At 77.0% G+C, this 13,063-nt stretch carries 16 protein-coding genes; 12 read left to right on the forward strand and 4 right to left on the reverse strand.

Translation table 11 applies throughout. From position 1 onward, the window contains the following. Positions 1–9: 9 nt before the first annotated feature. The 5 genes from ACI8AR_RS15510 to yczE all read left to right on the forward strand — a co-directional run bounded on the left by ACI8AR_RS15510 (position 10) and on the right by yczE (position 4,436). Positions 10–771, forward strand: coding sequence for a class I SAM-dependent methyltransferase (locus ACI8AR_RS15510; RefSeq protein ID WP_457051820.1), 762 nt, complete (start codon positions 10–12; stop codon positions 769–771). A gap of 37 nt (positions 772–808) precedes the next feature. Then, the gene (locus ACI8AR_RS15515; RefSeq protein ID WP_457051821.1) at positions 809–1,843 is read left to right on the forward strand and encodes a prenyltransferase; all 1,035 of its coding nucleotides are present in this window, start codon (positions 809–811) and stop codon (positions 1,841–1,843) included. A gap of 65 nt (positions 1,844–1,908) precedes the next feature. Beyond that, the gene (locus ACI8AR_RS15520; RefSeq protein WP_456936986.1) at positions 1,909–2,727 is read left to right on the forward strand and encodes a glycosyltransferase; all 819 of its coding nucleotides are present in this window, start codon (positions 1,909–1,911) and stop codon (positions 2,725–2,727) included. Further along, positions 2,724–3,659 carry a glycosyltransferase family 2 protein gene (locus ACI8AR_RS15525; RefSeq protein WP_457051822.1) on the forward strand — a complete coding sequence of 312 codons (936 nt, stop codon included), beginning with the start codon at positions 2,724–2,726 and terminating at the stop codon, positions 3,657–3,659. The genes ACI8AR_RS15520 and ACI8AR_RS15525 overlap by 4 nt, the downstream gene beginning before the upstream one ends. 171 nt (positions 3,660–3,830) lie before the next feature. Next, the gene (gene yczE, locus ACI8AR_RS15530) at positions 3,831–4,436 is read left to right on the forward strand and encodes a membrane protein YczE (protein ID WP_457051823.1); all 606 of its coding nucleotides are present in this window, start codon (positions 3,831–3,833) and stop codon (positions 4,434–4,436) included. On the opposite strand, the gene ACI8AR_RS15535 is transcribed toward yczE, so the two are convergent. From ACI8AR_RS15535 to ACI8AR_RS15550, 4 genes are all read right to left on the reverse strand, one after another. Then, positions 4,420–4,749, reverse strand: a complete 330-nt coding sequence (locus tag ACI8AR_RS15535) for a TraR/DksA family transcriptional regulator (protein WP_457051824.1) — start codon at positions 4,747–4,749, stop codon at positions 4,420–4,422. The genes yczE and ACI8AR_RS15535 overlap by 17 nt on opposite strands. Continuing rightward, a complete protein-coding gene (locus ACI8AR_RS15540; protein ID WP_457051825.1) occupies positions 4,739–5,314 on the reverse strand; it encodes a class I SAM-dependent methyltransferase in 576 nt (191 codons plus the stop codon). Before ACI8AR_RS15540 ends, ACI8AR_RS15535 begins: the two co-directional genes overlap by 11 nt. Before the next feature lie 107 nt (positions 5,315–5,421). Beyond that, positions 5,422–6,690 carry a YibE/F family protein gene (locus tag ACI8AR_RS15545; protein WP_456936981.1) on the reverse strand — a complete coding sequence of 423 codons (1,269 nt, stop codon included), beginning with the start codon at positions 6,688–6,690 and terminating at the stop codon, positions 5,422–5,424. Between the two features lie 63 nt (positions 6,691–6,753). Next, positions 6,754–7,221 (reverse strand): STAS domain-containing protein, encoded by a 468-nt coding sequence (locus ACI8AR_RS15550; protein ID WP_457051826.1) that lies wholly within the window; start codon positions 7,219–7,221, stop codon positions 6,754–6,756. A gap of 164 nt (positions 7,222–7,385) precedes the next feature. Between ACI8AR_RS15550 and ACI8AR_RS15555 the strand changes: the two genes are divergently transcribed. The 7 genes from ACI8AR_RS15555 (at position 7,386) to ACI8AR_RS15585 (ending at position 13,045) form a co-directional block, all read left to right on the forward strand. Continuing rightward, positions 7,386–7,886: an Hsp20/alpha crystallin family protein gene (locus ACI8AR_RS15555; RefSeq protein ID WP_456936980.1), complete on the forward strand. Its 501-nt coding sequence runs from the start codon at positions 7,386–7,388 to the stop codon at positions 7,884–7,886. Positions 7,887–7,984: 98 nt separating this feature from the next. After that, the gene (locus ACI8AR_RS15560; protein ID WP_457051827.1) at positions 7,985–8,389 is read left to right on the forward strand and encodes a helix-turn-helix domain-containing protein; all 405 of its coding nucleotides are present in this window, start codon (positions 7,985–7,987) and stop codon (positions 8,387–8,389) included. 32 nt (positions 8,390–8,421) lie between these two features. Further along, a complete protein-coding gene (locus ACI8AR_RS15565) occupies positions 8,422–8,733 on the forward strand; it encodes a metal-sensitive transcriptional regulator (RefSeq protein ID WP_457051828.1) in 312 nt (103 codons plus the stop codon). Positions 8,734–8,762: 29 nt separating this feature from the next. Further along, positions 8,763–8,972 carry a heavy-metal-associated domain-containing protein gene (locus ACI8AR_RS15570; protein ID WP_456936978.1) on the forward strand — a complete coding sequence of 70 codons (210 nt, stop codon included), beginning with the start codon at positions 8,763–8,765 and terminating at the stop codon, positions 8,970–8,972. 25 nt (positions 8,973–8,997) lie between these two features. Continuing rightward, complete coding sequence (locus ACI8AR_RS15575; protein ID WP_457051829.1) at positions 8,998–9,882, forward strand: hypothetical protein; 885 nt, start codon at positions 8,998–9,000, stop codon at positions 9,880–9,882. Further along, positions 9,879–12,149, forward strand: coding sequence for a heavy metal translocating P-type ATPase (locus tag ACI8AR_RS15580; protein WP_457051830.1), 2,271 nt, complete (start codon positions 9,879–9,881; stop codon positions 12,147–12,149). Before ACI8AR_RS15575 ends, ACI8AR_RS15580 begins: the two co-directional genes overlap by 4 nt. Beyond that, positions 12,146–13,045, forward strand: coding sequence for an oxidoreductase (locus ACI8AR_RS15585; RefSeq protein ID WP_457051831.1), 900 nt, complete (start codon positions 12,146–12,148; stop codon positions 13,043–13,045). The genes ACI8AR_RS15580 and ACI8AR_RS15585 overlap by 4 nt, the downstream gene beginning before the upstream one ends. The last annotated feature ends 18 nt before the right edge of the window (positions 13,046–13,063 follow it).

The raw sequence follows: 13,063 nt of genomic DNA on the forward strand, positions 1-13,063 counted from the left end.
GGGTCGTCCGTGCTGACCGTCGACTACGACCTGCTGGACCTGCGCCCCGGGATGACCGTGCTGGACCTCGGCTGCGGCGAGGGACGGCACGCCTTCGAGGCCTACCGCCGCGGCGCGTCCGTGGTCGCGGTCGACTGGGGCGTGCCCGAGGTGGAGACCACCAAGCGGTGGCTGGGCGCGATCGCCGAGGCCGGCGAGGCGCCGGCCGGGGCGCACTTCGAGGTGGTCCGCGGCGACCTGCGGCACCTGCCGTTCCCCGACGGCAGCGTGGACCGGGTGATCGCCTCCGAGGTGCTCGAGCACATCCCCGACGACGGCTCCGCGATGGCCGAGATCGCCCGGGTGCTCAAGCCGGGCGGGCGGGTCGCCGTCACCGTGCCGCGGTACGGCCCCGAGCGGGTCTGCTGGGCGCTGTCGGACGCCTACCACGCCAACGAGGGCGGCCACATCCGCATCTACCGCGGAGACGTGCTGCGCGCCCGGCTGTCGGTGGCGGGCCTGGTGCCCGGGCGCAGCCACCACGCGCACGCGCTGCACGCGCCCTACTGGTGGCTCAAGTGCGCCGTCGGGGTGGACCGGGACGCCGCCGTCGTCCGGGCCTACCACCGGCTGCTGGTGTGGGACCTGACGAAGCGGCCGTGGGTGACCCGGCTGGCCGAGAAGGTGCTCGACCCGCTGATCGGCAAGAGCCTCGTGGTCTACGCGGACAAGCCGCGGGTGCCGGCAGCGGGGACCCGCCCGGAGCGGGAGCAGACCGCTGCCGTCCGCTGAGCTGCCCGAGCTGCCCGGCGTCCTCGACGGGGCCGCCGTGCGGCGCACCGTGGCCGCCATCGCCGCCGAGCAGGGCCGCGACGGGTCCCTGCCGTGGTTCCGCGGCGGGCAGCTGGACCCGTGGGACTCGGTCGAGGCGGCGATGGCCCTCGACGTCGGCGGGGAGCACGCGCGGGCGGCGGCCGCCTACCGCTGGCTGGCCGCCCGGCAGCGCGCGGACGGCTCCTGGGCCGCGGAGTACCGCGACGGCGCCGAGACCCAGCCCGCCGTCGAGAGCAACCACGCCGGCTACCTCGCCGTCGGCGCGTGGCACACGTGGCTGGCCAGCGGCGACGAGCGGCTGGTCCGGGAGCTGTGGCCGACGGCGCGCCGCGGCCTGGACCTCGTCGTGGACATGCAGCTGGCCTCGGGCGCGATCGGCTGGGCGCTGCGGCCCGACGGCACGCCGGACGACGTCGCGCTGCTGACCGGCAACGCCAGCCTGTTCCAGGCGCTGCGCTGCGGCATCGCGCTGGCGGAGCTGGCCGGGCAGTCGCAGCCGGACTGGGAGCTGGCGGTCACCGGCCTCGGCACGGCGCTGCGCACCGACCCCGCCGCTTTCGCCGACCGCTCCCGGTACTCGATGGACTGGTACTACCCGGTGCTGGCCGGCGCGGTCACCGGCGGGCCCGCCCGTGCCCGGCTGGCCGCCGACTGGGACCGCTTCGTCGTCCCGGGCCTCGGCGCCCGCTGCGTGGCCGACCGCCCGTGGGTGACCGGCGCGGAGACCTGCGAGCTGGCGCTGGCGCTGGTCGTCGCCGGGCAGCCGGAGGCCGCGTTGGAGCAGGTGGCGGCGATGCAGCACCTGCGGCACGACGACGGCTCGTACTGGACCGGGTTCGTCTACCCGGACGACGCCCGCTGGCCGGTCGAGCGGACGACGTGGACCGCGGCGGCGGTGGTGCTCGCCGCGGACGCGCTGGCCGGCGCCACGCCCGCCTGCGGGCTGTTCGCCGACCCCGCGGCGCTGCCCGCGCCGGGCACCGAGGACGCCGGTTCGGCAGCGCCGCTGCCGGGCAGTGCCCCTGCGTGACGCGCACGTCGGCACGGCCCCGTTCCCCCCGCACCCCCACTCCCGACGGCGTCAGCGTCGTCGTGATGAGCCGCGACCGGCGCGCGGACCTGCTGGCCACGCTGCCCCGCCACGAGGCGCCGGTCGTGCTGGTGGACAACGGCTCCACCGACGGCACCGTCGACGCCGTCCGCGCCGCGCTGCCGCAGGTGACCGTGCTGCCGCTGGCGGAGAACGCCGGCGCGCACGCCCGCACGATCGGCGCCGGGCACGCGGGCAGCGAGTTCGTGGCCTTCGCCGACGACGACTCGTGGTGGGCGCCCGGCGACCTGGCCCGCGCCGCGGAGGTCATGCGCGCGCACCCGCGGCTGGCGGTGCTCAACGCCCGGGTCCTCGTCGGCCCGGAGGAGCGGCTGGACCCGCTGTGCCCGGAGCTGGCCGCGAGCCCCCTCGGCACCCCGGCGCACCTGCCCGGGCCGCGGTTGCTCGGCTTCATCGCGTGCGCGGCGATGGTGCGCACCGAGGCGTTCCTGTCCGTCGGCGGCTTCGACCCGGTGGTGCGCTTCCCCGGCGAGGAGGAGCGGCTGTCGCTGGACCTCGCCGCCGCCGGCTGGGACATCGCCTACGTGGACTCGGTGACGGTGCACCACCACCCCTCGGTCCGCCGGTCCGACCCGGACGCGCGGCGGGCGGCGATCTGGCGCTCGAAGGCGCTCACCGCGGTGATGCGGCTGCCGCTGCGCGACGTCGTCCGCACCGTCGGCACCGCCCTGCGGACCGGGGCACCGGAACGGCGGGGGCTGCGGCGGGCGCTGCCGGACTTGCCCGCCGCGCTGCGCCGGCGTCGCCGGCTGCCCGCGCACGTCCTGGCCGACCTGCGGCTGCTGGCCGGGGACGCCCGGTGACGGCCACCGTGCCCCGGCCCCTGCACGCGGACACCGGCCCGGACCCGCGGGTCGCCGTCGTCATGATCACCCACCAGCGCCGCGACGAGGTGCTCGGGGCGCTGGACCGGCTGCTGGCGCTGCCCGAGCGGCCGCACGTGGTGGCCGTCGACAACGGCTCCACGGACGGGACCGCGGAGGCGATCGCCCGGCACTTCCCCGCCGTCGATCTGGTCGCCAGCCCGGAGAACCTCGGCGCGACCGGCCGCAACGTCGGCGTCGACCGGGTGGACACGCCCTACGTGGCCTTCTGCGACGACGACACGTGGTGGGAGCCGGGGTCGCTGCGGCGGGCGGCCGACGTCCTCGACGCGCACCCGCGGCTGGCCGTGGTGACCGCGCGGATCCTGGTCGAGCCCGGCGGGCGGGAGGACCCGATCGTGCCGGAGCTGCGCGACTCCCCCGTCCGCGGCGCCGGCTGGCTGCCCGGCCCGGCGCTCGGGTCCTTCCTCGCCGGCGCGAGCGTCCTGCGCCGGGAGGCGTTCCTCGAGGTCGGCGGCTTCTGCGAGCGGCTGTGGCTGGGCGGGGAGGAGGAGCTCATGGCCGGCGACCTCGCCACCGCCGGCTGGGAGCTGTGCTACCTGCCCGAGCTGACCGTGCACCACCAGGCGTCGAAGGCCCGCGACGGGCACCGTCGCCGGCGCGACGGCATCCGCAACACCCTCTGGACGACGTGGCTGCGGCGCCCGCTGCGCCCCGCGCTGCGCCGCACCCTGCACCTGCTGGCCACGCTGCCCCGGGACCGGGTGACCGCGCAGGGGCTGTGGGCCGCCGTCCGCGGGATCCCGTGGCTGGTGCGCGAGCGGCGGGTGCTGCCCCCGCACGCCGAGGCCCGGTTCGCCGCGCTCGACGCCGCCCAGCGCCGCTCCACCGCCCGCCGCTACGTGAGCTGAGGCGGCACCGTCGCACCGCTCGTCGACCTGGTGCTGTCTCCGCGCCGCCGAGACGACACCGGGTCGACGACGGGCGCCCGGAGGACCAGGCCAATCCGGTCGATTGGCCCGTAGGGGGTGGGCCGGCCGCGCAGCAGAGTGGCGGTCGTGTTGCAGCACCGTCCGGTTCCCGTGTCCGCCCGCCTCCCGCGCCGCCTCGTCCAGCTGTACGCCGGCCTCGCGCTCTACGGGGCGTCGATGGCCCTGCTGGTGCGGTCCTCGCTCGGGGTCACGCCGTGGGACGTGCTGCACCAGGGCCTCGCGCAGCGGCTGGGCTGGTCGCTGGGGCTGGTGACCGTGGTGGTGGGCGCGCTGGTGCTGCTGGTGTGGATCCCGCTGCGGGAGCGGCCGGGGATCGGCACGGTGAGCAACGTCGTCGTCATCGGGGTCGCCGTCGACGGCACGCTCGCCGTCCTGCCCGCGCCGTCGCACCTGGCGGCGCAGGCGGCGTTCGCGGTGTCGGGCATCGTCCTCAACGCCGTCGCCACGGCCGCCTACGTCGGGGTGCACCTCGGGCCCGGCCCGCGGGACGGGCTGATGACCGGGCTGGTGCGGCGCACCGGCGGGTCGGTGCGGCTCGTGCGGACCACGATCGAGGTCGCCGTCGTCGCGACCGGGTGGGTGCTCGGCGGCACCCTCGGCGTCGCGACCGTCGCCTACGCCCTGGCCATCGGCCCGCTCACCCAGGTGCTGCTGCCCCGCCTGTCGGTGCGGCCGGGGGTCAGCGCGCGCAGTTGATGCAGGTGCGCGCTGTCGGCCGGGCGGCCAGCCGCTCGGGCGCGATCGCGCCGCCGCAGGTCTCGCAGCGGCCGTAGGTGCCGGCCTCGACGGCGGTGACGGCGGCGTCGACGTCGGCCAGCCGGCGGCGCGCCTGCTCCAGCAGCGCCGCCACCTGCTGCCGCTCGAAGGCGATGGTCGCACCCTCCGGGTCGTGCTCGTCGTCGGCGTTGGACGCCCGCGACGCGGCGACGATCTCGTCGAACTGGCGGGTCAGCGCCTCGATCTGCGCCTGGGCGGCCGCCCGCTCGGCCCCCAGCGCGTCAGCGGACACGGCGCAGCAGCCGCAGCGAGCCGGTGCCCGGCAGTTCCTCGAAGTCGCCGGACCCGAGCACCCGCCGGTACACGCCGAACGGGGCCTGGCCGCCGTCGGCGGGGTCGGGGAAGACGTCGTGGATGGCCAGCGTGCCGCCGACGGCGAGCTTGTCCACCCAGGCGTCCTGGTCGCGGCGCGCGGACTCCTCGGTGTGGCTGCCGTCGAGGAACAGCAGCGCCAGCGGGGCCGTCCACAGCGGCGCGAGCACCTCCGACCGCGCCACGACGGCGACGACGACGTCCTCGGCGCCGGCGTCGGCGATCGTCCGGCGGAACCGCGGCAGGGTGTCGATCCGCCCGACGGCGGGGTCGACCAGCGACGGGTCGTGGTACTCCCAGCCGGGCTGGTGCTCCTCGGAGCCGCGGTGGTGGTCGACGGTGACCACCTGCCGGCCGGTCTCCCGCGCGGCGGCGGCGAGGTAGAGCGCCGACTTGCCCATCCACGAGCCGATCTCCAGCAGCGGCCCGGGCACCGCCACGGTGCGGGCGGCCTCGTAGAGGGCGCGGCCCTCGTCGGCGGGCATGAACCCGGGAGCCGCTTCCGCCGCGGCCAGCAGTGGAAGGACCCCGTCCTCCTCCCGCCTCGCGAGCTCGCCGCGAGCCTCTGGACGGGGCCGGTCAGTGCTCGTGTTCATCGGGCAAACCTCGCACGCAGCCCCGACAGACGTCGCTCGGGGGCCGCGCCGGCCGCCGTCCCGGCCGCGGTGGCGAAGAACGCGCCGACCGCCGTCGTCACCGGGACCGCCAGCACCAGCGCGATCGCGCCGACCAGCGTGCGGATGACCTCCTCGGCCACCGCGGCGCTGGTGAGCGTGACGCCGGCGGGCTGCGTGTAGACCTCGAACAGCAGCAGCAGCGGCAGCGCGGCCCCCGCGTAGGCGAAGACGATCGTGTAGACGGTCGAGGCGATGTGGTCGCGGCCGACGGCCATGCCGCGGCGGTACAGCTGCCGCCACCCCATCGCCGGGTCCACCTCGTTGAGCTGCCAGATCGCCGAGGCCTGGGTGATCGTGACGTCGTTGAGCACGCCGAGGCCGGCGACGACGACCCCGGCGATCACCAGGCCGGAGAAGTCCAGCGTCGGGTCGAACGTCAGCAGCTGGATGGTCTCCTCGCTGGTGAGCCCGGTCAGCCGCGCGACGCCGACGGCCACCGAGCCCAGCACGGTCACCAGCGCCAGGCCGAACAGGGTGCCCACCAGCGCCGTCGTCGTCCGGGCGGAGAAGCCGTGCGCGAGGTACAGGACGACGAACATGATCGCCGACGAGCCGACCAGGCTGACCAGCGTCGGCGAGGACCCCTCGAGCAGCGCGGGCAGCACGAACTGCAGGAGGACGAAGAACGCGAAGGCGAGGCCGACCAGCGCGGCGAGCCCGCGCAGCCGCGCGACCGCCCCGACGACGAGGGCGAACGCCACCGCGAGGACGACGATCGGCGTGGTCCGCTCGAAGTCGGCGAACTGGTAGTTCGGGCCGCCCTCGGCGCCGGGGTCGCGGGTGAGCACGAGGGTGTCGCCCTCGCCCACCCCGTTGGCGACCACCTCGGCCGACAGGTCGACCTGCTGGTAGTCCCCCGCGCCGTCGCCCTCGAGCACCTCGACGACGGCGGTGGCGCACGTGGCCTGCCCGGTCCCGGTCTCCCCGCAGGGCAGCGTCTGCAGCGAGACCACCCGCGCGTCGGCGTAGGTGGTCCCCGCCGGCAGGAAGGTGGCCGCGACCTGCTCGGCGCGGGTCGGCTCGCCGCCGGGCCAGAGCACGACCAGGCCGACCACGGTGGCCAGCCCGACCGGCACCAGCAGCAGGAGCATCAGCGTGACCGCGCGCCGTCGCCGGGTCAGCGTCTCCGGGCTCGGCGGGGGCGCGTCGGGGTCGGGCCCGTGGCTGTGGGTGTGGGGCGGCACCCGGCCAGGCTAGGAGCAGCCCCCGGCCCGGGACCGCCCGACACCGCGGTCGCGCACCGCCGGTCAGGCGCTGCGGCCGTCCGGCCCGTCCGGGCGCCGCGACGGGCCCCCCGACGGCGGTGCGCCGCCGGCGTCGGCCGGCCCGGCGCCCTCGCCGACCACCTCGAAGCGGCGCCACAGGCCGGTCAGCTGCAGCGGCCGGGCGACCGCGGCCGGCGGCTCGACCAGCGCCACGGTGACCGCCCGCGGCTGGGTCATCCGCTGCAGCTGCACGAGCACGGCCATCCCGGCGGAGTTCATGTAGGAGACGCCGCTCAGCTCCAGCTCCACCCGCGAGAGCGTGGGCACCGACAGCAGCTGGTCGGTGACCACGCGGACCAGCGGCCGGCGGGCGGCCTCGGTGAGCTCGCCGGTCACGGTGATGCAGCTGACGTCGCCGTCGAGCCGGGCGTCGACCTCGGGCTCGCCCTCGTGGGGCGCGGCGGCGAGGTCCTCGGCCGCGGGTCCACCGGGTTCTCGGTGCTCGTCCATGCCCGGGGTCTGCCCCCGTTGCCCGCCGTCCATGCGCGACCGGGAACAACAACCGACGAGAGACGTTTACACGGATGCCCGATCGAGGTAATCTCCAGTTGCCACTGGAGGTTCATCCCCGGGCAGCGAACTCCACACCGGATCTCCCAGGAGGTTCACCAGCCATGGTGCTGACCGCGTACGACCCCTTCCCGACCGCGTCCGCCGCCTTCCGCGCCCTGGACCAGCTCACCGGCCGCACCGGCACCGCCCGCGCCCTGTCGGGCATGCCAATGGACGCCTACCGCGTCGGTGACAAGTTCGTCGCCCACTTCGACCTGCCCGGCGTCGACCCGGGCTCGATCGACCTGTCGCTCGAGGGCACGACCCTCACCGTCAGCGCGGAGCGCTCGATCCCGCAGTTGGAGGGCGCGGAGTGGGCCGTCGCCGAGCGCCCCTACGGCGCCTACACCCGGCAGCTGGTCCTCGGCCGCAGCCTCGACACCGACCGGCTCGAGGCCAGCTACCACGACGGCGTGCTCACCGTGAGCATCCCGGTCGCGGAGAAGGCCCGGTCCCGCAAGATCACCGTGACCCGCGCCGACGTGCCGGCCGCGGTCGAGGGCCGGACCATCGAGGGCGAGCAGGAGCCCGCCCAGGGCGAGACCCGGGCCGTCGAGGGCTGACCGGCGTCCCGTCCGCGGGGGCCGGGCCGGTGCGGCCCGGCCCCCGCGTCGCATCCGGGGCCCGCCGGGTCCCGGCACCGCAGGGAGGAGGAGGTCCCGTGCCCGGCCCCGTCGACCGCCAGCAGGGCGACCCGCAGCAGGCCGACCCGGCGGCCGACGCCGTGCGCCGGCTCGACGACCCCGACTTCCCGGCGCTGACGATGAGCCAGGCCGCCGCGCTGCTCGGCGTCCAGGCCGCCTTCCTGCGCAGCCTCGACGGCTCCGGGGTCCTGCAGCCGCACCGCTCCCCCGGCGGCCACCGGCGCTACTCGCGCCACCAGCTCGTCCTCGCCGCGCGGCTGCGCGGCCTGCTCGACGACGGCCACACGCTCGCCTCCGCCGAGGTCATCCTCGGCCTGCAGGACGAGCTCGCCGACGCCCGCGCCGACACCGACCGGCTGCGCGAGACCGTCGCCCGCCTCCGCGCCGGGCGCCCGGAGGAGCCGGAGCAGGGCGGGAGTTGATACCCCCTGGGGGTAGGGGTACAGTCGTCCGCGTGACCGACTCGGAGAGCGCCCCCGGCCACGTCCACGGCTACATCCCCCGCAAGGACGACCACCTCAAGCGGCTGCGCCGCATCGAGGGCCAGGCCCGCGGGCTGCAGCGCATGGTCGAGGACGAGAAGTACTGCATCGACATCCTCACCCAGGTCTCGGCGATGACCTCCGCGCTGCAGTCGGTGGCGTTGAGCCTGCTCGAGGAGCACCTGTCGCACTGCGTCGCCGAGGCCGTCGCCACCGGCGGCCCGGAGGCCGACGCGAAGGTCCGCGAGGCCTCCGCCGCGATCGCCCGGCTCGTCCGCTCCTGATCCCCACCCCCACCCCGGAGGACCCCGCCATGAGCACCGCCAGCTACACCGTCACCGGCATGACCTGCCAGCACTGCGTCGCCTCGGTCACCGAGGAGGTCAGCGAGATCCCCGGCGTCACCGACGTCCAGGTGGACCTGGCCAGCGGCGGCCTGACCGTCACCAGCGACGCCCCCGTCGACGACGCCGCCGTGCGCGCCGCCGTCGCGGAGGCCGGCTACGAGGTCGCCGGCCGCTGACGCGGCCGGTCGGGAGGGAGCCGTCGTGCGCACCGCCACCCGGGTCGCCGCCGTCCTCGGCGCCGCGGCCGCCGTCCTCGGTGCCGGCTGGGGCGTGGGCGCCCTCGCCGGCCCGGTGGGCGCGCCCCCGGCCGCCGCGGGGGACGCCACCGCGGCGCACGCCGGCGACGGCGGGCACGCGCCGGCGGCTCCTCCCGCCGGGGAGCACGACCTGCCCGCCGGACTCGCCGTCTCCGCCGAGGGCCACACCCTCGACCTCGCCGACGACGCCCTCCCCGCCGGCGCCGCGGTGCCGCTGTCGTTCCGGCTGCTCGGGCCCGACGGCGCCCCGGTGACCGCCTACGAGGCCGTGCACGAGCAGGACCTGCACCTGGTCGTCGTCCGCCGGGACCTCACCGGCTACCAGCACGTGCACCCCGAGATGTCCCCCGACGGCACCTGGACGACGACGGTCGCGCTCGAGCCCGGCGCCTGGCGGGTGCTGGCCGACGCCACGCCCGCCGCCCTCGGCGAGGACCTCGTGCTCGGCGCCGACCTCGCCGTCGGCGGCGCCTGGGAACCCGCGCCGCTGCCCGCCCCCGCGGCGACCGCGCAGGTGGACGGCTACACCGTCACCCTCGACGGCGACCTGGTGGCCGGCCGGGAGTCCGAGGTCGTGCTCACCGTGCGCCGCGACGGCGTGCCGGTGACCGACCTGCAGCCCTACCTCGGCGCCCGCGGCCACCTGGTCGCGCTGCGCGCCGGCGACCTCGGCTACCTGCACGTCCACCCCACCGGGGACTCCGGCGGGCAGGTCCGCTTCGCCGTCGAGGTGCCCGCGGCCGGCGAGCACCGGCTGTTCCTCGACTTCCGCCACGGCGACGTCGTCCGCACCGCCGCCTTCACCTTGACCGCCCGGAGCGCCCCGTGACCACCCCCACGCAGATCGAGCTGTCGATCGGCGGCATGACCTGCGCGTCGTGCGCGGCCCGCATCGAGAAGAAGCTCAACCGGCTCGACGGCGTGACTGCCACCGTCAACTACGCGACGGAGAAGGCCCGGGTCACCTTCGGCGACGGCGTCGCGCCCGAGGACCTGGTCGCGACCGTGGAGAGGGCCGGCTACACCGCCGCCCTCCCGGCGCCGCCCAGGGAGGACGCCCCGGAGTCCGATCCGGACGCCGGGCTGCGGCAGCGGCTGCTGGTCTCCGCGGCGCTCAGCCTGCCGGTCGTCCTGCTCGGGATGGTCCCGGCGCTGCAGTTCGAGTACTGGCAGTGGGCCTCGCTGACGCTGGCCGCGCCGGTGGTCGTCTGGGGCGGCTGGCCGTTCCACCGCGCCGCCTGGACCAACCTCCGCCACGGCGCGGCCACCATGGACACCCTCGTCTCGCTCGGCACCCTCGCCGCCTTCGGCTGGTCGCTGTACGCGTTGTTCCTCGGCACCGCCGGCGAGCCCGGGATGACGCACCCGTTCTCGCTGGCCGTCACCCGCGGCGACGGCAGCGGCGACGTCTACCTGGAGGCCGCCGCGGGCGTGACCACCTTCCTGCTGGCCGGCCGCTACGCCGAGGCGCGCGCCAAGCGGCGGGCCGGGTCGGCCCTGCGGGCGCTGCTGGAGATGGGCGCCCGCGAGGCGTCGGTCCTGCGGGGCGGCGCCGAGGTGCGCGTGCCGGTGGAGCAGCTGCGGCCCGGCGACCTGTTCGTGGTCCGGCCGGGCGAGCGGGTGGCCACCGACGGCGAGGTGGTCGAGGGCTCCTCCGCCGTCGACGCCTCGATGCTCACCGGCGAGTCGGTGCCGGTCGAGGTCGGCCCGGGCGACGCCGTCGTCGGCGCCACGGTCAACGCCGGCGGCCGGCTGGTCGTGCGGGCCACCCGGGTCGGCGCGGACACCCAGCTCGCGCAGATGGCGCGGCTGGTCGAGGAGGCACAGAACGGCAAGGCGCAGGTGCAGCGGCTGGCCGACCGGGTGTCCGGGGTGTTCGTGCCGGTCGTGCTCGCCCTCGCGCTGGCCACCCTGGGCTTCTGGATCGGCACCGGCGCCGGCGTGGCCGGGGCGTTCCCCGCCGCCGTCGCGGTGCTGATCATCGCCTGCCCCTGCGCGCTCGGGCTGGCCACGCCGACCGCGCTCATGGTCGGCACCGGCCGCGGCGCGCAGCTCGGCATCCTCGTGCGCGGCCCGGAGGTGCTGGAGTCCACGCGCCGGGTCGACACCGTCGTGCTCGACAAGACCGGCACCGTCACCACCGGCCGGATGAGCCTGGCCGGCGTGGTCGCCGCCGCCGGCGAGGACGCCGCCGAGGTGCTGCGCCGGGCCGGCGCGCTGGAGGACGCCTCCGAGCACCCGATCGCCGCGGCCGTGGCGTCCGCCGCCCGCGAGCGGGCCGGTGCGCTGCCGGCCGTCACCGGGTTCCGCAGCGAGGCCGGGCTGGGCGTCCGCGGCACCGTCGAGGGCGTGCCGGTCGTCGTCGGCCGGCCCGCGCTGGTGGGCGCGCTGCCCCCGGAGCTGGCCGCCGCGGTCGCCGACGCGGACGCCGCCGGGCGCACCGCGGTCGCCGTCGGCTGGGACGGCGCCGCGCGCGGCGTGCTCGTCGTCGCCGACACCGTCAAGCCGACGTCGGCGGCCGCCGTCCGCCAGTTCCGCGCGCTCGGGCTGCGGCCGGTGCTGCTCACCGGCGACTCCGCCGCCGCCGCCCGCGCGGTCGCCGCCGAGGTCGGCATCGACGACGTCGTCGCCGAGGTGCTGCCGCAGGACAAGGTCGACGCCGTCCGGCGGCTGCAGGCCGAGGGCCGGACGGTGGCGATGGTCGGCGACGGCGTCAACGACGCGGCCGCGCTGGCGCAGGCCGACCTGGGACTGGCGATGGGCACCGGCACCGACGTCGCCATCCAGGCCAGCGACCTCACCCTCGTCCGCGGCGACCTGCGCGCCGCCGCCGACGCCGTCCGGCTGGCCCGCCGCACCCTCGCGGTGATCAAGGGGAACCTGTTCTGGGCGTTCGCCTACAACGTCGCCGCGCTGCCGCTGGCGATGGCCGGGCTGCTCAACCCGATGATCGCCGGGGCCGCGATGGCGTTCAGCTCGGTCTTCGTCGTCACCAACAGCCTGCGGCTGCGCCGGTTCCGGCCCCTGCCGGGCAACGCCACCACGGCGGTGCCCTCCGGCACGCCGGCGCCCGCGCCCGCGTTGGACCCGGCATGACGAGCCGCCGCTGGACCGCCGCCGACGTCCCCGACCAGACCGGGCGCACCGCCGTCGTCACCGGCGCCACGAGCGGGCTGGGCCTGGCCACCGCGCGGGCGCTCGCGGAGCGGGGCGCGCGGGTGGTGCTCGCCGTCCGCGACACCACCCGCGGGGAGGCGGCGGCCGCCGGCCTGCCCGGGGACGTCGAGGTGCGCCGGCTGGACCTGGCGGACCTGGCCTCGGTGCGCGCCTTCGCCGGGGCCTGGGACGGCCCGCTCGACGTCCTGGTGAACAACGCCGGGATCATGATGGTGCCCGAGGGCCGCACCGCCGACGGCTTCGAGCTGCAGTTCGGCACCAACCACCTCGGCCACTTCGCGCTGACCAACCTGCTGCTGCCGCACGTCACCGACCGAGTGGTGACCCTGTCGTCGGGGGCGCACCGGATGGGCGCGATCGACCTCGACGACCTCGACTGGGAGCGGCGGCGCTACTCCGCCGAGCGCGCCTACGGCCAGTCGAAGCTGGCCAACCTGCTGTTCACGCTGGAGCTTCAGCGCCGGCTGACCGCCGCGGGCTCGCCGGTGCGGGCCATGGCGGCGCACCCGGGCTGGTCGGCCACCAACCTGCAGGGCCGCACCGGGAACCGGCTGAAGGACGCGTTCGCGCTCCTAGGCAACCGGGTGGTCGCCCAGTCCGCGGAGCAGGGCGCGCTGCCGACGCTGTTCGCCGCGACCGCCGACCTCCCCGGCGGCAGCTACGCCGGGCCGGACGGGCTGGGCGAGCTCCGCGGGTACCCGACGCTGGTCGGCCGGACGGCCGCCGCCAGCGACCCCGACCTCGCGGCCCGCCTCTGGACGGCGTCCGCGCGGCTCACCGGCGTCGACTTCCCGGCGGCTCTGCCCACCCGCTGACGCCCCCCGGGTGCACGT

The organism is Geodermatophilus sp. SYSU D01036, from assembly GCF_054050435.1.

What these genes read in the sequence shown, in the direction of transcription:
- ACI8AR_RS15520 (WP_456936986.1), top strand. Translation starts at nt 1,909, where the DNA reads ATGAGCCGCGACCGGCGCGCGGACCTGCTGGCCACGCTGCCCCGCCAC.
- ACI8AR_RS15540 (WP_457051825.1), bottom strand. Translation starts at nt 5,314, where the DNA reads ATGCCCGCCGACGAGGGCCGCGCCCTCTACGAGGCCGCCCGCACCGTG.
- ACI8AR_RS15550 (WP_457051826.1), bottom strand. Translation starts at nt 7,221, where the DNA reads ATGGACGAGCACCGAGAACCCGGTGGACCCGCGGCCGAGGACCTCGCC.
- ACI8AR_RS15555 (WP_456936980.1), top strand. Translation starts at nt 7,386, where the DNA reads ATGGTGCTGACCGCGTACGACCCCTTCCCGACCGCGTCCGCCGCCTTC.
- ACI8AR_RS15570 (WP_456936978.1), top strand. Translation starts at nt 8,763, where the DNA reads ATGAGCACCGCCAGCTACACCGTCACCGGCATGACCTGCCAGCACTGC.
- ACI8AR_RS15585 (WP_457051831.1), top strand. Translation starts at nt 12,146, where the DNA reads ATGACGAGCCGCCGCTGGACCGCCGCCGACGTCCCCGACCAGACCGGG.